At 70.9% G+C, this 17,738-nt stretch carries 16 protein-coding genes and 2 tRNA genes; 14 read left to right on the forward strand and 4 right to left on the reverse strand.

From position 1 onward, the window contains the following. Nucleotides 1–101 precede the first annotated feature (101 nt). Complete coding sequence (locus tag ACFVH5_RS28500; protein ID WP_385836595.1) at nt 102–2,186, reverse strand: hypothetical protein; 2,085 nt, start codon at nt 2,184–2,186, stop codon at nt 102–104. Between the two features lie 317 nt (nt 2,187–2,503). Here ACFVH5_RS28500 and proB point away from each other — a divergent pair, with 317 nt between their 5' ends. The 5 genes from proB (at nt 2,504) to ACFVH5_RS28525 (ending at nt 7,773) form a co-directional block, all read left to right on the forward strand. Further along, nucleotides 2,504–3,670, forward strand: a complete 1,167-nt coding sequence (gene proB, locus ACFVH5_RS28505; RefSeq protein ID WP_385836612.1) for a glutamate 5-kinase — start codon at nt 2,504–2,506, stop codon at nt 3,668–3,670. Between the two features lie 279 nt (nt 3,671–3,949). Further along, nucleotides 3,950–4,408: a hypothetical protein gene (locus ACFVH5_RS28510; RefSeq protein WP_107016291.1), complete on the forward strand. Its 459-nt coding sequence runs from the start codon at nt 3,950–3,952 to the stop codon at nt 4,406–4,408. Nucleotides 4,409–4,559: 151 nt separating this feature from the next. Continuing rightward, entirely contained in the window at nt 4,560–5,846 is a 1,287-nt protein-coding gene (locus ACFVH5_RS28515) for a glutamate-5-semialdehyde dehydrogenase (RefSeq protein ID WP_385836596.1), read from the forward strand. 83 nt (nt 5,847–5,929) lie between these two features. After that, nucleotides 5,930–6,547: a hypothetical protein gene (locus ACFVH5_RS28520; protein ID WP_385836597.1), complete on the forward strand. Its 618-nt coding sequence runs from the start codon at nt 5,930–5,932 to the stop codon at nt 6,545–6,547. 158 nt (nt 6,548–6,705) lie between these two features. Beyond that, nucleotides 6,706–7,773: a hypothetical protein gene (locus tag ACFVH5_RS28525; RefSeq protein ID WP_385836598.1), complete on the forward strand. Its 1,068-nt coding sequence runs from the start codon at nt 6,706–6,708 to the stop codon at nt 7,771–7,773. 187 nt (nt 7,774–7,960) lie between these two features. Here the strand turns inward: ACFVH5_RS28525 and ACFVH5_RS28530 are convergent, their stop codons facing one another. Then, on the reverse strand, nt 7,961–9,067 hold the full coding sequence (locus ACFVH5_RS28530) for a M48 family metallopeptidase (protein ID WP_384809253.1): 1,107 nt from the start codon (nt 9,065–9,067) through the stop codon (nt 7,961–7,963). Between the two features lie 116 nt (nt 9,068–9,183). Between ACFVH5_RS28530 and ACFVH5_RS28535 the strand changes: the two genes are divergently transcribed. The 9 genes from ACFVH5_RS28535 to ACFVH5_RS28575 all read left to right on the forward strand — a co-directional run bounded on the left by ACFVH5_RS28535 (nt 9,184) and on the right by ACFVH5_RS28575 (nt 14,585). Then, the gene (locus ACFVH5_RS28535; RefSeq protein ID WP_210882676.1) at nt 9,184–9,339 is read left to right on the forward strand and encodes a hypothetical protein; all 156 of its coding nucleotides are present in this window, start codon (nt 9,184–9,186) and stop codon (nt 9,337–9,339) included. 168 nt (nt 9,340–9,507) lie between these two features. After that, nucleotides 9,508–9,672, forward strand: a complete 165-nt coding sequence (locus tag ACFVH5_RS28540; protein ID WP_385836599.1) for a hypothetical protein — start codon at nt 9,508–9,510, stop codon at nt 9,670–9,672. A 47-nt stretch (nt 9,673–9,719) separates the two neighbouring features. Beyond that, a complete protein-coding gene (gene nadD / locus ACFVH5_RS28545) occupies nt 9,720–10,394 on the forward strand; it encodes a nicotinate-nucleotide adenylyltransferase (RefSeq protein ID WP_210882678.1) in 675 nt (224 codons plus the stop codon). Between the two features lie 16 nt (nt 10,395–10,410). Then, nucleotides 10,411–12,201, forward strand: a complete 1,791-nt coding sequence (locus ACFVH5_RS28550) for a LytR C-terminal domain-containing protein (RefSeq protein ID WP_385836600.1) — start codon at nt 10,411–10,413, stop codon at nt 12,199–12,201. Nucleotides 12,202–12,359: 158 nt separating this feature from the next. Then, on the forward strand, nt 12,360–12,806 hold the full coding sequence (rsfS, locus tag ACFVH5_RS28555) for a ribosome silencing factor (protein WP_189775933.1): 447 nt from the start codon (nt 12,360–12,362) through the stop codon (nt 12,804–12,806). Continuing rightward, entirely contained in the window at nt 12,803–13,522 is a 720-nt protein-coding gene (locus ACFVH5_RS28560) for a histidine phosphatase family protein (protein ID WP_385836601.1), read from the forward strand. The genes rsfS and ACFVH5_RS28560 overlap by 4 nt, the downstream gene beginning before the upstream one ends. Nucleotides 13,523–13,668: 146 nt before the next feature. Next, a tRNA-Ala gene (locus tag ACFVH5_RS28565) sits at nt 13,669–13,741 on the forward strand. 426 nt (nt 13,742–14,167) lie between these two features. Next, a complete protein-coding gene (locus ACFVH5_RS28570; protein ID WP_010986886.1) occupies nt 14,168–14,401 on the forward strand; it encodes a hypothetical protein in 234 nt (77 codons plus the stop codon). Nucleotides 14,402–14,512: 111 nt separating this feature from the next. Continuing rightward, nucleotides 14,513–14,585: transfer RNA gene (locus ACFVH5_RS28575), tRNA-Ala, on the forward strand. Nucleotides 14,586–14,713: 128 nt separating this feature from the next. Here the strand turns inward: ACFVH5_RS28575 and ACFVH5_RS28580 are convergent. Then, nucleotides 14,714–16,339, reverse strand: coding sequence for an NADH-ubiquinone oxidoreductase-F iron-sulfur binding region domain-containing protein (locus ACFVH5_RS28580; protein ID WP_384809264.1), 1,626 nt, complete (start codon nt 16,337–16,339; stop codon nt 14,714–14,716). Next, entirely contained in the window at nt 16,339–17,640 is a 1,302-nt protein-coding gene (locus tag ACFVH5_RS28585) for a cytochrome b/b6 domain-containing protein (protein ID WP_385836602.1), read from the reverse strand. Before ACFVH5_RS28585 ends, ACFVH5_RS28580 begins: the two co-directional genes overlap by 1 nt. Nucleotides 17,641–17,738: the final 98 nt, after the last annotated feature.

Consider the following 17,738-nt stretch of genomic DNA (forward strand, 5'->3'; position numbering starts at 1 on the left):
ATACCCCCCCCGCGGGCCCGCGTGTGACAGGGGGGGGGGGTTTCCCTGCAAAGGGGGGGGGCCCCTACAAATACCCCGGCCCCCACGCCTTTGTCGAGCCGCTACGCGTTGACCGCGTCCTCCGCCTCGCTCGCGTCCTGCGCCCCCTCCTCCGCCGCGTCCTCGGACGCGGACCGCGGGGAAGGGATCTCGGCCGCGAGGCGCGACTCCATGCGCACCCGCCGCTCGTCGGCCTTCGTGCACAGGTCGTCGATCGCCCCGTTGAAGCGGGCCATCGACGGCGGGTCGGACGGGCCGAGCAGGTGCTCCTTCAGCGCGGCACGGGCCGCCGTGAACTGGTCCTTCTCGGGACGGCGTACCGACTCCAGGAGCGCCGCCACACCCTCCGCGCCCGGCGCCAGCACCACACCCGCCGACACCGTCGGGAACCCCGTGCGGAACGCCGCCTCGGTCATCCCCGACGTGTTCGCCACCGCGTACGGCTTCTCGCTCGACAGCCAGTCGGAGACGACCGACGAGACGTCGCTGACCAGCAGGTCCGCCTGGTTGAAGCACGCGAAGATACCCGGCCGCGCGTCCGTGATGATCTGGTGCTCCCACTCCGGGAAGGACGCCCAGTACGCCTTCTCCCAGGCCAGCGTGGCCTCGGCGATGGCGGCCTCACGGTCGCCCCGGGGCGCGCCCTGGAGCAGCATGCGCTCCATTTCGTCGGCGCTGTTGCGGAAGTCGGTGGACGTCAGCTTGTCCAGCTCGGCCGTGCGGCGCGTCAGTTCGGCCGCGGCACCGGCGTCGGGACGGGCGCCGGAGCGCAGCGCGGCGGCCTCGCGGATCATCGCCTTGATGCGTTCGTTCGCGGCGCCCGCGCGCAGGTCGACGGAGCCGGTCATCGGGTGCGGCTTGTAGAGGAGCCGTACACCCTCGTCGGCCAGGAGCTGCCGGACGATGTTCTCGCCGGCCAGGACCACGGACGTGTTGCCGGGGTTGCCGTCCCAGCCCTCCCACGTGGGGGCGTACAGCACGGTCGTGAACGCGCCCGTCGGCGCCCCCGAGTAGGGGCGGATCGGTGCGAGCTGCGGGCGGCCGACCTCGACGATGTCCTTGTCCTCGACGCCGACCTCGGCCAGCGCGTACCGCTCGCGGGCCGCGGGACCGGCCACCCACACCTCGTCGTACGCCTTCGCGTACGGGTTGCAGGAGGAGAGCTTGTCGCTCTCGCCGTGGTTGATGAAGGCGTGCTTGACGGTGGGGATGCGCAGGACCTGCGAGGTCTTCGCGGCGTTCGCCGGGTGGAGCATCATCTTCAGCGTCGAGTTCTCCAGCGAGAACATCGTCGAGACCTTCGGGAAGCAGATCACCGGTACGTCGGTGGCGTCGATCTTCTGCACCATGAACCGCTCGCGCAGCACGATCAGCGGCTTCGCGTCGACCGCGGAGACCGTGGAGAGCCACATGTTCGCCTGGTACGCGGAGGTCGTGCCGCCGGAGAAGTACATGGCGACCGTCGGCCGGTAGTCGGCCAGCCACGCGTCCAGCCACTCCATGACCTTCTGCTCGCTCAGGGCGCGCTTCTTCGGCAGCAGCCAGGTGGCGAGCCATGCCGTGCCGCCGCCGATCAGCACGAGGGCGACACCGAGGCCGATGGCGCCCCACAGGGCGTCCTCGGTGGCTGCGGTGACCATCAGGCCGATCGTGGTCGGGACGGAGAAGGTGAGCAGCCGGTGACCGGGGCGCCGGGCCAGGATGCGCGGCGGCGCGGTGGTCAGGCGCAGCGCGGACGCGTCGATGTTCCGGGTGACGATCGGCAGCGTACGGGTGCGGCGGACCATGACGGCGGCGGCCTGGCAGGCGAAGTGCAGGGCGTAGAAGACGCACAGCCCGACCATCAGCGGCGCCTGCTCGTGCGTCGGGCTGATGCCGTCGATCCGCAGGAGCCCCACCAGGATGATCATGTCGCGCAGCAGCTGCCGGACCGTGGCGTCGAAGCGGACCTTGCCGAGCAGCGAGAGCAGCCCGGGGTCCCGGTACTGCAGGAACACGTCGAGGGCGAGGCCGGCGGCGCTCGCGGCGACGAACACCGGGACGTTCGGCAGCAGAGCGGAGACGATCTGAGCCGTGAAGAGCGCGAACATCGAGAGCAGCGCGGAGAGCTGCACGATGCGGCGGGTGGCGAGTCCGGCGGAGGGCACGGAATGGGCTCCTGCGAGGGGTGCGGCGGATGGGGGGAGGCGTGGAGGTCGGGCCTCGCCGTACCTCCCTGAAGCTCGTACGGGAGAGGCCGATCCCTGACCGTATGACCTCTGCGGGTCGCCTAGCAATCTTGCGTGAGAACTATCACCGGATTTGGGTTTAAAACGACGAGAAGCTGTGACGCTCCCTTCCCGCTCTCGGCGCGCGCCCCCGCCGGCCCGCCTCCCCGCGTCCGCCCCTCGAAACACGGGGGCGTCGGCCGCCCCCCGTCCCGTAGATTGCACGAACCGGACAGGTCGCGGGTCGGGCCATGGGAATGTTGGGAACATCGGGGTGCAGCGTGTCAGCGGCTAGGCGGGCGGCAAGCAGGCAGGGCGTCGTGGACGCCCGCAGGATCGTCGTCAAGGTGGGCTCCTCGTCCCTGACCACCGCGGCCGGAGGCCTCGACGCCGACCGCGTGGACGCCCTCGTCGACGTACTCGCCAAGAGCCGCGGCGGCGGCGAGCACGAGGTCGTCCTCGTCTCGTCCGGCGCCATCGCCGCCGGTCTCGCCCCGCTGGGCCTGCGCCGCCGCCCCAAGGACCTGGCCCGCCAGCAGGCCGCCGCCAGCGTCGGCCAGGGCCTTCTGGTCGCCCGCTACACCGCCTCCTTCGCCCGGTACGGCGTCCGGGTCGGCCAGGTGCTGCTCACCTCCGACGACATGAGCCGCCGCGCCCACCACCGCAACGCCTCCCGCACCCTCGACAAGCTCCTCGCGATGGGCGCCCTGCCGGTCGTCAACGAGAACGACACCGTCGCCACGGACGAGATCCGCTTCGGCGACAACGACCGCCTCGCGGCCCTCGTCGCCCATCTCGTCCGCGCGGACCTGCTCGTCCTGCTCTCCGACGTGGACGGCGTGTACGACGGCGACCCCAGCCGACCCGGTACGTCGCGGATAGCGGAAGTACGCACTCCGGCCGACCTCGCCCACGTCGACATCGGCAGTACGGGCAAGGCGGGCGTCGGCACCGGAGGCATGGTCACCAAGGTCGAGGCGGCCCGGATCGCCGCCGCGGCCGGCATCCCGGTGGTGCTGACGAGCGCCGTGCACGCCGCGGACGCCCTCGCCGGACGGGACACCGGCACGTACTTCCACGCCACCGGCCGCCGCTCCGCCGACCGGCTGCTCTGGCTCCAGCACGCGTCGACCCCGCAGGGCGCCCTCGTCCTGGACGACGGGGCCGTGCGCGCGGTCGTCGAGCGGCGCACGTCCCTGCTGCCCGCGGGCATCGCGGCCGTCGAGGGCGACTTCACCGCCGGTGACCCCGTCGAACTGCGCGACGGCACGGGGCGGGCGGTCGCCCGGGGCCTGGTCAACTTCGACGCCAAGGAGATCCCCCAGCTGATCGGGCGCTCCACGCACGACCTGGCCCGCGAGCTGGGCCCCGCGTACGAACGCGAGGTCGTGCACCGGGACGACCTGGTGCTGCTGAATCAGTGAACGGGACGGCCCGAAGGGGTCCGCGGGGGCCCGGAGGGGCCCGGAGCGGTGTTCACCGGACGTCCACCGGCGTACGCCCGGCGCTCCGCACGTCAACAGGGCCCCGGCCGAAAAGGGTGGGGAACGGTGGACAAAGCCCCTGCCCGGAGGTGGACCTTCGGTAAAAGTGCCACGCGGCGCCTTCCCACCTGCTCAACTTTGTCTCAGGGAGACCCCCTCAGTCCGATCAGTCGACAGTCCGAGCGGACCCACTGCGTGAAGGAGGCCGTCGTGAGACGAGTGCGCCCTGGGGCGGCGGCGTCCCGCAGTCTTGGCGGCTCGCGCGCGGCCGGCGAGGAGCGTGCGCTCACCAGCGTCGCCGCCGGTGAGATGTACGAGGCGGAGGAGCCGCAGGACCTGCCGCGGCTGTGGCACGTCACGCTCAGCGTCTCGGGCGGCGAGGCCCCGCTGAAAGAGGTCAGGCGCGGCCTGGAACAGCTCGCCCACGACCACCCCTTTCTGCTGACCAGCCGGTACGCCAACGACCATGCGGAGATCCGCTACTGGGAGGAGGCCCGCGACCTGCACGACGCTGCCGCGGTCGCGCTGCGGCTGTGGGGCGAGCACCGCCAGACCGCGAAGCTGCCGCCGTGGGAGATCGTCGGCCTGGAGGTCATCGACCGCGAGACCTACCACCAGCGGATCGCGGAGGGCTACGGGCCGCTGCCGGCCACCCCGGTCGGCGTCCACCCGTTCTGACCGCGGTGGCGCCTGCCCCCTTGGCCCCAGCCCCCGTGGCCGCTGCCTCTGTGGTTCCTGGGGCACACGCTTTCTACGGCCATTTCGGGACCTGTCTCGCGGTGTGGGACAACGGCTGAACAGCTCTCGCGGGCGCACTACCCTGCGGGTTATGACCACGCTCTCGCCGTACGACTCGATGTCCCCGGTCACCCAGGCCGCCTACCGTGCCAAGGGCGCCGCCGCCGACCTCGCTCCGCTGCCGCGCGCGGAGAAGGACGACGCGCTGCTCGCGATCGCGGACGCCCTCGAAGTGCGTACGAGCGACGTCGTCGAGGCCAACGCCAAGGACATCGAGCGCGCCCGCGCGGCCGGCACCAGCGAGACCGTCATCGACCGGCTCACGCTCACCCCCGAGCGGATCCGCGCCATCGCCTCCGACGTACGCGACGTGGTGGCGCTGCCCGACCCGGTCGGCGAGGTCGTCCGCGGCTCGACCCTCCCGAACGGCATCGACCTGCGCCAGGTCCGCGTCCCGCTCGGCGTCGTCGGCATCATCTACGAGGCCCGCCCGAACGTGACGGTCGACGCCGCCGCCCTGTGCCTGAAGTCCGGCAACGCGGTGCTGCTGCGCGGCTCGTCCTCGGCGTACGAGTCCAACTCCGCCCTCGTCCGCGTCCTGCGCGACGCCGTCGGCGGCTCGGGCCTGCCCGCCGACGCCGTCCAGCTCGTACCGGGCGACAGCCGCGAGTCCGTACGGGAGCTGATGCGCGCCCGGGGCCTCGTCGACGTGCTCATCCCGCGCGGCGGCGCCTCGTTGATCCGCACGGTCGTCCAGGAGTCCACCGTCCCGGTCATCGAGACCGGCACCGGCAACTGCCATGTCTACGTCGACGCGCACGCCGACCTCGACATGGCGATCGACATCCTCATCAACTCCAAGGCGCAGCGGCCCAGCGTCTGCAACGCCGCCGAGACGCTCCTCGTCCACCAGGACATCGCGCCCCGGTTCCTGCCGCTCGCCCTCGACGCCCTCGCGGAGGCCGGCGTCACCGTGCACGGCGACGAGCGCGTCCTCGCGTACGGCCAGGGCTCCAAGGCCACCGTCGTCGAGGCGACGACCGAGGACTGGGAGACCGAGTACCTGTCGTACGACATCGCGGCGGCCGTCGTCGACTCGCTGGAGCGGGCCGTCGACCACATCCGGCTGTGGACCTCCGGGCACACCGAGGCGATCGTCACCACCTCGCAGCAGGCGGCCCGCCGCTTCACCCAGCTGGTCGATTCGACGACGGTGGCCGTGAACGCGTCCACGCGCTTCACCGACGGCGGCCAGTTCGGCTTCGGCGCCGAGATCGGCATCTCCACGCAGAAGCTGCACGCGCGGGGGCCCATGGGCCTGCCGGAGCTGACGAGCACCAAGTACATCGTCACGGGCGACGGACACATCCGGCGCTGACCGCGTCCGGCGCCGGGCACCTCGGACCGCCCCGGCGCCGGCCGTCTCGCCAGCCGGGAGAATTTCCTTACGGTCTGCCCAAATTGACCACCCCGGTCTACTCTGGATCCGTGCCGGAGGACGTGGGGGGCACGCCGTTCCCTGACGGCTGGGAGCCCGACGACGACCGTGACCGCGGAGGTGCGGACGAAGAGTTCGCCTCCGTGGTCTTCGACGAGGCCTTCGTGCGGGCGGCGACCGTGCACGAGCCGACCGCCGTGGAGCGCCTCCTGGCCGCCGCGCAGGCGAGAGCGGAGGCCTCCGAGGCCGAGGCCCGCCGAGCGCGCACCCGGGGCCTGCGAGGGGACGACGAGCTCTACGAGGACGGGTTCGGCCCCGACGGACCGGGTGATTTCGGCCACGACCCCGATCTGGACGACCTCGACGACCGTGACGTCCTGCACGGCCGCTACGGCCACCCCGGCGCCTATGGCAAGCAGGCCCGCTGGCATCGCCCCGTGGCCTGGATGCTCGCCCTCGTGATGGGCATCGGCATGGTCGCGCTGGCGTTCGCGGCGGTCTACCGGGGAGCCTCGTCGAGCAGCGGGGACCAGGTCCCGCCACCCGCCTCCACCGGCCTCGAACAGGGCGGCGGTGTGGGCCCCTCGGCCTCCGCCGACTACTCGCCGCCGGCCGCCTCGGCGGTGCCTCGCACGCCGTGACGGTTCTGGCCGGGACAAGGGCCGGAACAGGTTTGAAACGGCTCTCCCGCAGCGTGCCGGGCTGCTCCGGGAGCTGATGGCGAATGTGGTGAGAACCTGTCAGAACTTGTCGTGTAGCAGGGCGTTTACCTGAGGTCCAGGAGACCTACTCTGAAAGTATGGGCAGTCCTGGAGACCCACCGGAGGGGACATCCGAGGGTGTACCCGGCGGTGGCGAGGAGGAGTACCGGTCCGTCGTCTTCGACGAATCGTTCGTCCGCGCTGCCCGCCTCCAGGAGTTCTCCGCGCAGGAGCGGATCGGCGACCACACCCCGGCCGTCCGCCGCCGCCCCCCGATGCGACGGGGTCTCTCCCGGCAGGCCCTGGTCCTCGTCGTCCTGATCGCCGTGGCGTTCGGCACGGCGATCTACATGGGCGTACGCCATCCGTACCAGACCCCCGTCGCGAAGCATCCCGAACCACTGCGCATGACGGTGATCCCGCTCGCGCCGCAGAGCCGCGTGCCCGGTTCGGCCGATGTGGAGGACCTGTACGCGCACAGCCCCGCCGACCAGTTCCCTATAGGCGCCGACGGCATCACGCTGCCCGCCTCGCGGCGCACCGCGCACTTCTCCGACAGCCAGATCGTCACCGCGCTGACCACGGCGAAGGACTACCTCGTCGAGTCAGCGCTCGACCCGGACGTCCTCACCGGGGGTGCCAGCCGGTCGGTGCGGATCCTGCTCGACCCGCAGCAGCTCGACCAGTTCGACCAGAGCTTCCGCAGCCCCACCGCGGACGGGCGGCACGCGCCCACCGGGTGGCTGGTGCGCTTCGACCCGGCGCAGGCCGAGCTGGCCGACACGAAGATCCGGGTGCAGGGCACGCTGGCCGCGGCGGAGACGGACTCCGACACGCTCGAGGTCAGCGCCGACCACACGTTCGTGTACGCGCTGCGGCCCACCGGGTCCGACGAGAAGGCCGCGGCCTCGCTGTTCACCGTCCGGCGTGAGCTGCACTTCCGGTTCGACCGGGACGATCTGCGGATGCACCAGGCCGAACTGCTCGTCTCCTACGTCCAGGCCGGGCCGCTGGCCTGTGCGGAGGACGCGACGAACCAGTTGCATCCGCTGCTGGCGGGGGAGACGGCCAAGGCCGGCGGGCCCGCCGGGACGGATCCGTTCGCCACGGGGAGTGCCACGTCGTTGTGCGGGTCGTTGGCGGCCAGCGCGCAACCCAAGCTGTGAGCTCCGCTGATCGGGGTGCGTGGTGAGCTGCGGGTCCGGTGGGGGCTTGTCGCGCCGTTCCCCGCGCCCCTGAGGGGGTGGGGGTGCGGTGGTGTTGTGACCTGTTGGCCCGGTGGGGGCTGGGTGCGCCGTTCCCCGCGCCCCTGACGGGCGGGGCGGCGGGGCGGCGTTTTGACCTGCGGGTTCGTCAGGTGTTGTCTGCCGGCGGGGTGTCCTCCGGGTCGTCCGTGCGTGGGCGGTCCTTCGTGGTGCTGCTCGTGCTGCTGCCGGTCGCGAAGCCGCCGAAGCCGCGTCGTACCCGGCCGCCGAGGTCGCCCGCGCCGCCCGCGATGTCGCTGACCAGCTTCATCAGCGGGTCCTTGGAGTTCTTCACGTCCGTGGCGTAGCTGGCCGCCGACTGGCGGAAGGAGTCCGTGACCGACGTGTCGCCGTCCTCGTCGCGCCGCGGGTAGTGGCCGTCCATGATCCGCTGGTGGTCGCGGGACTCCGCCCACTTCTTCAGCTCGGCCGCCCGGACCGTGGTGAAGGGGTGGGAGCGGGGCATCACGTTCAGGATCTTGAGCACGGAGTCGCGGAGGTCGCCGCCGGCCTCGTACTCCTCGGCCTGGGCGAGGAACGCGTCCACGTTCATCTCGTGCAGGTGGTTGCCGCCCGCGATCTTCATCAGGCCGCGCATCGAGGCCTGCAGGTCCTGGCCGACCAGCAGTCCCGCCCGGTCGGCGGACAGCTCGGACTTGCGGAACCACTCGCGCAGGGCGGTCACGATCGCCATGATCGCGAGGTTGCCGAGGGGGATCCACGCCACGCGCAGGGCGAGGCTGGTGAGGAAGAGCAGGATCGTGCGGTAGACGGAGTGGCCGGACAGCGCGTGGCCCACCTCGTGGCCGATGACCGCCCGCATCTCCTCCTCGTCGAGCAGCTCGACGAGTCCGGTGGTGACGACGATGATCGGCTCGTCCAGGCCGATGCACATCGCGTTCGGCTGGGGGTCCTGGTTCACGTACATCGGCGGGACCTTGTCGAGGTCCAGGATGTAGCACGCGTCGCGCAGCATCACGTTCAGGTGGGCGAACTGGGCGTCCGAGACACGCACCGAGTCCGACAGGAACAGCAGCCGCAGGCTGCGCTCCGGGAGCAGGCCGCTGAGCGCTTTGAAGACCGTGTCGAAGCCGGTGAGCTTGCGCAGGGCGACCAGGGCCGAGCGGTCCGCGGGGTGCTCGTACGCCCGGGAGGAGATTCCCTCGAAGCGCCTGCGCTGCCTGCTCGGTACGTTCTCGTGGCTTTCTTCTGGCATGTGGTCCCCCATGCGTTTGGTTGCCTTCTGTGCCCCCAAGGCGGGGACCAGCCTAGGCGGAGATACCTTGGACGGGCAGTACAGCGAAGGAGCAGTACGTCAAGGAGTAGTACGTCATGGAGCATTCCCCCGGATCGTGGCTCGTCGAGGCCGCGAGTGCCGCCCAGGAGCAAGGGGCGGGCAATCTCCTCCGCATCGTGCTGATCGTGATGGTCGTCGGATGTGGGCTGGCCGCCTGGTTCCTTTTGCGCGGCTACAAACGGGACGACTGAGACCCCGCGGAAGGTTCCCGGCCCGCCGGAGCCGAACTCCCCAACGGCGGAGTCGGAGTGATGGCGCGGAGGCCCGCCGCTTACGATGTGCGGAAGTCTTTATCCCGCCCTCCCCCACTCTCGACTGCGCTCGGGCGGGGGGACCCCCATGGATAGGTCCTGCTGAAGATGAGCTTCCACAGCACCGCTGCCCAGTTGGTCACACTTGCCGCCGAGGGCGAGGAGCACGGTGGCAACCACGAGAGCCTGAACCCCCTGTTCGTCGGCGGTGGAGCCTTTCTCGTCCTCCTGCTGCTGCTGTGGATCACCACCCGCTTCAACCGGGACCGCTGACGGCCGCGCGACAGAGCCCGTCGTCCGGGCCGGTAGGGTCTGCACGCATGGGAGAGCAGGACATGCCTACCGGTCCGGCGGGCGTCGTGGCACACGACGCACGGCGTGGCACGGGTAACGGACCGTCGAACCCGGGCAAGCGCCGCCTCGGTGTCATGGGCGGAACGTTCGACCCGATCCACCACGGACACCTCGTGGCCGCCAGTGAGGTCGCCGCGCGGTTCCACCTCGACGAGGTGGTGTTCGTACCGACCGGACAGCCGTGGCAGAAGACCGACCGCAAGGTCTCGCCAGCCGAGGACCGCTATCTGATGACGGTCATCTCGACGGCCGAGAACCCGCAGTTCTCCGTGAGCCGCATCGACATCGACCGCGGTGGTCCCACCTACACCACGGACACGCTGCGCGACCTGCGCATGCTCAACCCCGACACGGATCTGTTCTTCATCACCGGCGCCGACGCGCTCGGCCAGATCCTCACCTGGCGCGACCACGACGAACTGTTCTCCCTCGCGCACTTCATCGGGGTCACCCGGCCCGGCCACATACTGACCGACACCGGTCTGCCCGAGGGCGGTGTCTCGCTGGTCGAGGTCCCCGCGCTCGCCATCTCGTCCACGGACTGCCGGGTCCGGGTCGCGAAGGGTGACCCGGTCTGGTACCTGGTGCCGGACGGTGTCGTGCGCTACATCGACAAGCGTGAGCTGTACCGCGGCGAGTGAGCCGAGAGGGGCACCGGTGAACGACCGATACGACGCTGGGTACGGAGGCGACCAGTACGAACTCGTCGGCTACGACGAGTTCGGGCAGCCCGTGTACCGGCAGGTACCGCAGCCGGGGCAGTCTCCGCAGCACCCTCAGTACTCTCCGCAACAGGACGAGTACGGCTCGTACGACCCCTACGGCGGACAGGCGCAGGGACAGACGCAGGGCCAGGTTCCGGGGCAGGCGCCCGCGCAGGACTACGGGCAGCAGGACTACAGCCAGGACTACGGGCAGCAGCAGGGGTACGGGCAGGGCTACGGCTACGACCCGTACGCGACGGGTCAGCAGACAGGACATCACGCAGGGCAGCAGGCGGCGCCCGTGGTGTCGTACGACACCGGTCAGCAGCAACCTGTGGCGCCCCATGACACAGGCCGGCAGCAGCCCCAGATGGCCGAGCAGACCGCCTACATCCCGCAGCAGGCGGGCCCCGCGAAGGACGCGGCCCCCGCCCCCGTACCGCCGGAGGGCGACGAGGGGGCGGGCGAACCCGACTACCGCACCGAGCAGTTCGCGTTCGTCGAGGAGCAGCCCGAGCAGTCCGAGGACGTCATCGACTGGCTCAAGTTCACCGAGAACCGCACCGAGCGGCGCGAGGAGGCCAAGCGCCGCGCGCGCGGCCGGGTGGTCGCCCTCGTCGTCGTCCTCGCGATGGTCGTGGTGGGCGGGGCGGGCTACCTCTGGTTCGCCGGGAAGCTGCCCGGGTCCTCGTCGGAGGCGAAGGGCGGCACGACCACCGCCGCGGGCGCCCAGAAGCGCGACGTGATCGTCGTCCATCTGCACAACACCAAGGGCAGCGGCACCTCGACGGCCCTCCTTGTCAACAACACCACCACGAAGCAGGGCACCACGGTCCTGCTGCCCAACTCCCTCGCCCTGACGGACGACGACGGCGGCGCGACCACCCTCTCCAAGTCGGTCGACGACGACGGTTCCTCGGGGACGCGCGACGAGCTCGACACCGTGCTCGGCACGGACATCGAGGGCACCTGGCGCCTGGACACCCCGTACCTCAACAACCTGGTCGAGCTCGTCGGCAACATCGACATCGACACCGACGCGGACGTGCCGGACCCCGAGGCGAAGAAGAAGGGCGAGGCACCCCTCGTCAAGAAGGGCGAGCAGCAGACGCTCAGCGGCAAGATGGCCGTCGCGTACGCCACGTACCGCGCCTCCGGGGAGTCGCAGAACGCGCAGCTGCAGCGGTTCGGGCAGGTCATGCAGGGCGTGCTGCGCAAGCTGTCGTCCGACGAGCAGGCCGCCACGACCACCGTGCAGACGCTCGCGCAGATCCTCGACCCCTCGCTCACCGACAAGGACCTGGGCGCGTTCCTCGCCAAGCTCGCGGACCGCGCCAAGGAGGGTGACTTCAAGACCGCCCTGCTGCCCGTCCAGACGGACGGCCGGCTCAGCACGCAGGCGAGCGACAGCGTGGTCAAGGACGTCCTCGGCGGTGCCGCCAGGAGCCCCGAGGAGGGCGCCGCCGTCCAGGTCGGCATCCGCAACGCCACGGCCGACAAGGACGCCACCGAGAAGGCCAGGGTCGTGCTGCTCAACGGCGGCTACACCTTCGTCGACGGCGGTACGGCCGACGTCGCGCAGGCGGTGTCCGAGATCACATACGCCGACGCCGCCAAGAAGGAGGACGCGACGGAGGTCGCCAAGACACTCGGCCTGCCGACGACCTCCGTGAAGAAGGGCAAGGCCACCTCGAACGCGGACGTCTCGGTGGTGCTGGGCCAGGACTACAAGGTGGGCGAGTAGTCCCCGTCCCCACGGGCTCGCGGGCCCGTGGGCCCGTGGGGACGCGTTCCCCGGGCCCGCGGGATGATCCATTCGACGGGTGGGGTGCCGTCGGCGGTCCGTGAGACCCTTGGGGTATGACCCCCCGGGGTTCCTGACCGCCTACGGAAAGCCTTGTAGTGACCGCCACTGACCGTTCTGTCGAGCTCATCACCACCGCCGCGCAGGCGGCCGCCGACAAGCTCGCGCACGACATCATCGCGTACGACGTCAGCGACGTGCTGTCGATCACGGACGCCTTCCTGCTGGCCTCCGCGCCCAACGACCGCCAGGTCAAGTCGATCGTCGACGAGATCGAGGAGCGCCTGAACAAGGAGCTCGGCACGAAGCCGGTGCGCCGTGAGGGCGACCGCGACGCCCGCTGGATCCTGCTGGACTACGTCGACATCGTCGTGCACGTCCAGCACAGCGAGGAGCGCGTGTTCTACGCGCTGGAGCGGCTCTGGAAGGACTGCCCCGAGCTGGACCTGCCCGCCGACGCCAAGGCCACGCGGGGCAAGGCCGCCGAGCACGCCGAGCTCCAGGACGCGGAGGACGCCGCAGAGCTGCGCGGAGAACTTCGATGACCGCCGGCACGGAACGTGCGGCGACGGACGACGAGCCGCTGTCCGACGACAAGCCGCTGTCCGACGCCGGACGCAGGGCGGGCCGGGGCCGCCGCGTCATCCTGTGGCGCCACGGCCAGACGCTGTGGAACGTGGAGCGCCGCTTCCAGGGCACCACGGACGTCGAGCTGACCGAGACCGGTGTGGGCCAGGCCCGCCGCGCCGCCCGGCTGCTCGCGTCCCTGAAGCCCGACGCGATCGTCGCCTCGGACCTGAAGCGGGCGGCGAACACCGCGGCCGAGCTGTCCGCGCTCACCGGCCTCGACGTGACGCACGACGAGGGCCTGCGCGAGACCTACGCGGGCCTCTGGCAGGGCCTGACGCACGAGGAGATCATCGCGCGGTACGGCGACCAGTACGCGGGCTGGAAGCGCGGCGAGCCGGTCCGCAGGGGCGGCGGCGAACTGGAGACCGAGGTCGCCGACCGGGCGGCCCCCGTGGTGCTCCGGCACGCCGAGAAGCTGCCCGACGACGGCACCCTCGTGGTCGTCAGCCACGGCGGCACCATCCGCACCACCATCGGCCGCCTCCTCGGTCTGGAGTCGCAGCACTGGGAAAGCCTCGGCGGCCTCTCCAACTGCTGCTGGTCCGTCCTCGGCGAGGGCGCCCGCGGCTGGCGCCTCCTGGAGCACAACGCGGGAACCCTGCCGGAGCCGGTACTGGGCGACGACGACTAGAACCTCCGGCCGGCACGCGTGGGTCCGCCCGCGCAGGCCGGAGGATCTTGTGCCGGTGCCCCTCGGCACCGGATTTCACTTTCCGGCTGGTCGCAGGCTAAAGTTTCTCTTGTTCCGCCGCCGGGAAAGCGGCCGGGACACCGCAAGGGGCTATAGCTCAGTTGGTAGAGCGCCTGCATGGCATGCAGGAGGTCAGGAGTTCAATTCTCCTTAGCTCCACAGGTAGACGATCCCGTCCCCGTCAGGGGGCGGGATCTTTCGTTGACCTGTCTTCGCAGCGTGTTGAGTCACTTGGGCCTTCCCGGGCGTATAGCTCTTCGAACGCACTACTCGTCGTTTGCGCTGGCCGCGCCCACTGCGGCAGGTGCCGTGTCCGGACTGGTACGAAGGCGTCGCTGACCGTATTGCTCCGGCCGTGGCAGAATCAAACGGCCGGAAGGGGGCGCGACCCGACGGGAGGGAGTGGCGATGCCTGCGAGCATCCTCGGGAAGGTCGACGACCTTTCCGAATCCGAGGTGGTACGGGACCCGATCACGCGCCTCGACCGCCCTTCCTGCCCTTCGGCCCACGTTGCCCAAGTCCTCGGCGACAACGGAGGAGTTCCCTACGTGTGCACGGCCTGCGGCCACAGCTGGAGCTGATCGATGGGTGCGCACAGGCGAAAGTGCGATTGGTGCGGCAGTGGCACGCCGATCGTCCGCGACATGGAACCGGTCAACCACGACTACCAGTACTGGTGCGAGGAATGCGCACGGGCGCTGATCATAAAAGGCGACCCCATCGAGACGTACCGCGAGCTGGAGGGCGAGCCGATCTACGGCCGGCTCCTCGACGAGCACTGCACGCTCAAGCGCTTCTACTCGTTCGCCACGGCCTGATCCGACCGGGGCGTCCCCGGCCCGGGCCGCGGCCGGGAAACGATTTGGTGGTGCGCGGAGGGACCGGTAATGTTGGCGTCGCCGCCGGGGAGACCCGGTGGGACACCGCAAGGGGCTATAGCTCAGTTGGTAGAGCGCCTGCATGGCATGCAGGAGGTCAGGAGTTCAATTCTCCTTAGCTCCACAGCAGATGAAGCGGGCCATCCGATCAGGATGGCCCGCTTCTTTGTGTAGTGATGCCTCCGCGGACCGGCGTACAGAGGTCTGCGGGTGCGGCGGCCCGGGCTGCCGGGCCGCCGGTGGGTCAGGTCGTCAGCGGCCGCGGCCCAGTGCGCGACGGCCGCCCCCGCCGCCCTCGCGTACCGCGGGCAGGTTCTGCCGGGGGGCCGCTCCGCGGGTGTCCTCCTCCAGGCGCAGGGCGAGCGCCGGGCAGCGTCGTACGGCCCGCAGCGCCTTCGCCTCCGCGTACCGGGGCACGCCCGCCTGCGCGACCGTCGGGAAGCCGTCGGCGCCCAGCTGGAAGACCTCCGGGAGGATGTCCGCGCACAGGCCGTGCCCGCGGCAGAGCGTCCAGTCGACGTAGATCTTCTGGCGGCTGGCGCCCTGCTCCTCCTCGGGCTGCGCGGCGCCCGGGATGCCGGTGGGCAGCTGGCCGCCCTCGAAGAGCGGCAGAACGCCCTCCACGGGCCGTCCGCAGCCGTTGCCGAGGACATGGGCGGCCAGGTCGTCCGTGAAGGCCTTGATGGTCGACTCCAGGAACATCGCGGAGCCGTCCGGATGCGAGCAAGCACCGCGCCGCTTCACGGCGTTGGCGACCTGCTTGAGCGCCTCCAGGGCGGCCGGACCGCCGCCGTTGAGGATGTCTTCCATGCCGCGGGCCGCCGCCGGCAGGCCGAGGTAGCAGGGGCCGCACTGGCCGGCGCTCTCCTCGGCCAGCCACTGGGCCACGCGCAGCGACTCGCCCAGCGGGCAGGTCGACTGGCTGATCGGGAGGATCGCGCCGGCGCCGAGGGCGCCGCCCACCGCGGCCAGCGAGTCGCGCGAGACGATCGCCTCGTTGACCGTCGCGGAGTCCAGCCACTTGCCGTGGTATCCGCCGGTCAGCACACCCTGCGGGACGGGCGGGGCACCGGCCAGCTGCAGGATGTAGCGCAGCGGAACACCGGTCGGGGCCTCGATCACCATGGGCCGGGCGACCGCCCCGGAGACGGTGAGCATGACGGTGCCGGGCTCGTCGTACAGGCCGGTGTTGCCGTAGCGCTCCGCGCCGATGCGGGCACCGATCGCCAGCTGGGCGAAGGTCTCGGCGTTCGACAGCAGCGTGGGAGCGCCGCCGACGCCGTTCTGCGAGGCGCTGGTCTTGCGGCCCGGCGGGATCGCGGGGCCGCCGTCGATGGAGCGGACCAGGGAGGCGGCCGCTCCGGTCACCATCCGCACCGGGTTGCGCTGCACCCGCGCGCGGATGGTTGCGTTGCGCCGGTTGGTCAGCCCGCGCTCGGCGAGCGCCGCCTCCATCGACCGCTGGCAGGATTCACGTGTCACTCCGATGACCAGGGTGCGGGCGCCCAGGGCCTCCGCGACCAGCAGGGCACCGTCCAGGATCAGATGCGGGGCACGGTTGATCATCACCGTGTCCTTGCGGCAGGCGGGCTCGTCCTCGCTGCCGTTGACGACGACCACAGGGCGTACGCCCCGGCGGATCGCCGCCTCGGCGACCGACCGGAGCTTCTTGTGGAACGGGAAGCCCGCGCCGCCACGGCCCTTCAGGTTGATCCGTTCGGAGAGCTGCGCGAGTTGCTCCCCGCCCATGGGCTCAAGCGGCCCGTGCACCTTCAGGTGCATGGGCAGGTCGAGTCTCTCGACGAGATCGAAACCGGAGGTGAGCTGGGGAAGGCCCACCACTCGGACTTCGGGGACGTCGGGAAGGGCCTCGTTCACTAAAAGCCTCCGGAAGGCGCGTTCCAGGGTTCGCCGTTGCTCGGTGCCTCGTAGGAACCGGGCAGCGTTTCAGTGGCGGGACCGCTGTTGTACGTGTCATTCGGGTTGTACGTACCGAGGGGGTCGTTCGTCTCACCGGTGTTGTACAAGTCACTTCCGCCGTACGAGGCGCCCGGCGGAGGAGTGTCGTACGAAACGGGAGTGAACGTGCCCGTGTCGTAGTTGGGCCCGTCGGTGCGCGGCGGGGCCTCGTAGAGCGGCGGCGAGGGGGACGGCCAGCGGGGACCGCCGCTGTCGTCGGTGCGGGGCATCGCCTGCGTGGGCTGCATGTCCATCGGGACCTGCATGGGCCGGGTCGGGTCGACGGCCAGCGGGTCCTGCGCGCGTGGGCTGGACGTGGCCCGGTAGGCGGCCGCGAAGCCGCCGGTGTCGGTGAGCGACCCGGTGTCGGTGAAGGACCCGGAGTCCGGGAAGCCGGCGCGCTGGGGAGAGGCGCTCCGCTGCTGGGGGACCGGCTGGTCGGGGAAGCCGGGCCGGCCGCCGCCGCGCGGAGCCTCGCGCGAGGGCTCCTGGGCACGGCGTGCCGGGGGCTCCTCGCGGAAGCCCCTGTTGTTGCCGTTGTCGAGCAGGGCCAGGACGCGCTTGGCGAACTTGCGCTTGAACGACAGGGGGGCCGCGCGAAGGGCCAGCGCTCCCATCACGGCGACCAGGGCGAGGCTGTAGAGGATCACGAAGACCGGCTTCGCCTCGCGGCCCGCGAACAGGCCGTGGACCAGGGCCGCGCACCAGGCGGGGTAGGCCAGCATGTGCACCGCGCGCCAGCGGGCGGCGACCTCCGCGGGGGACGCGAACCTGCTGCGCAGCGCGCCCGTGAGAGCGGTGAAGATCATCAGGAGGCCGGCCAGGGAACCGAATCCGATGAGCTGGCCGGTGCCGGTGACACCCAGGCCGAAGGGGACGAAGACCGCGATCGCGTCGACGTGGTCGAGGAAGAGCTTCACCGTGACGTGCAGCACCAGGAAGCCGACCGAACTGACCGCGGTCGTCCGGTGCACGGCCTGGGCTATCAGCCGCTGGCGGGTGTTGAGGAAGACCCGGTCGGTGGCGACCAGTCCCCAGAGGACCGAGCAGGTCAGGGCGACGAGGGACAGCACGCCCGCGCCGAAGTTGATGAAGTCGCGGAACGCGTCACCTCCGACCACGACGCTGACGGGTATGAGCAGCAGAACGGCAGCCATCACTCCGCCCTGGACCGAGCGACTCGGCCGGGAGAGCGTGCTGTTGTTGCGGCGAGAGTTCATGGGGCAACTCCGAACAGTTCGGGAAAGCGGTCCCGCTGCCGCACTCTAGGTCGACGCATACCGAGGAGTACGAGGTTTGAGTTATATCGCTGTTATCA

It is taken from the genome of Streptomyces sp. NPDC127119 (genome assembly GCF_042677425.1).
In the GTDB taxonomy this organism is placed as follows: domain Bacteria; phylum Actinomycetota; class Actinomycetes; order Streptomycetales; family Streptomycetaceae; genus Streptomyces.

Coding starts and splice junctions, on each gene's coding strand:
- ACFVH5_RS28525 (WP_385836598.1), top strand. CDS start 6,706: ATGGGCAGTCCTGGAGACCCACCGGAGGGGACATCCGAGGGTGTACCC.
- ACFVH5_RS28540 (WP_385836599.1), top strand. CDS start 9,508: ATGAGCTTCCACAGCACCGCTGCCCAGTTGGTCACACTTGCCGCCGAG.
- ACFVH5_RS28560 (WP_385836601.1), top strand. CDS start 12,803: ATGACCGCCGGCACGGAACGTGCGGCGACGGACGACGAGCCGCTGTCC.
- proB (WP_385836612.1), top strand. CDS start 2,504: ATGTTGGGAACATCGGGGTGCAGCGTGTCAGCGGCTAGGCGGGCGGCA.
- ACFVH5_RS28585 (WP_385836602.1), bottom strand. CDS start 17,640: ATGAACTCTCGCCGCAACAACAGCACGCTCTCCCGGCCGAGTCGCTCG.
- ACFVH5_RS28530 (WP_384809253.1), bottom strand. CDS start 9,067: ATGCCAGAAGAAAGCCACGAGAACGTACCGAGCAGGCAGCGCAGGCGC.
- ACFVH5_RS28570 (WP_010986886.1), top strand. CDS start 14,168: ATGGGTGCGCACAGGCGAAAGTGCGATTGGTGCGGCAGTGGCACGCCG.
- ACFVH5_RS28515 (WP_385836596.1), top strand. CDS start 4,560: ATGACCACGCTCTCGCCGTACGACTCGATGTCCCCGGTCACCCAGGCC.
- ACFVH5_RS28535 (WP_210882676.1), top strand. CDS start 9,184: ATGGAGCATTCCCCCGGATCGTGGCTCGTCGAGGCCGCGAGTGCCGCC.
- nadD (WP_210882678.1), top strand. CDS start 9,720: ATGGGAGAGCAGGACATGCCTACCGGTCCGGCGGGCGTCGTGGCACAC.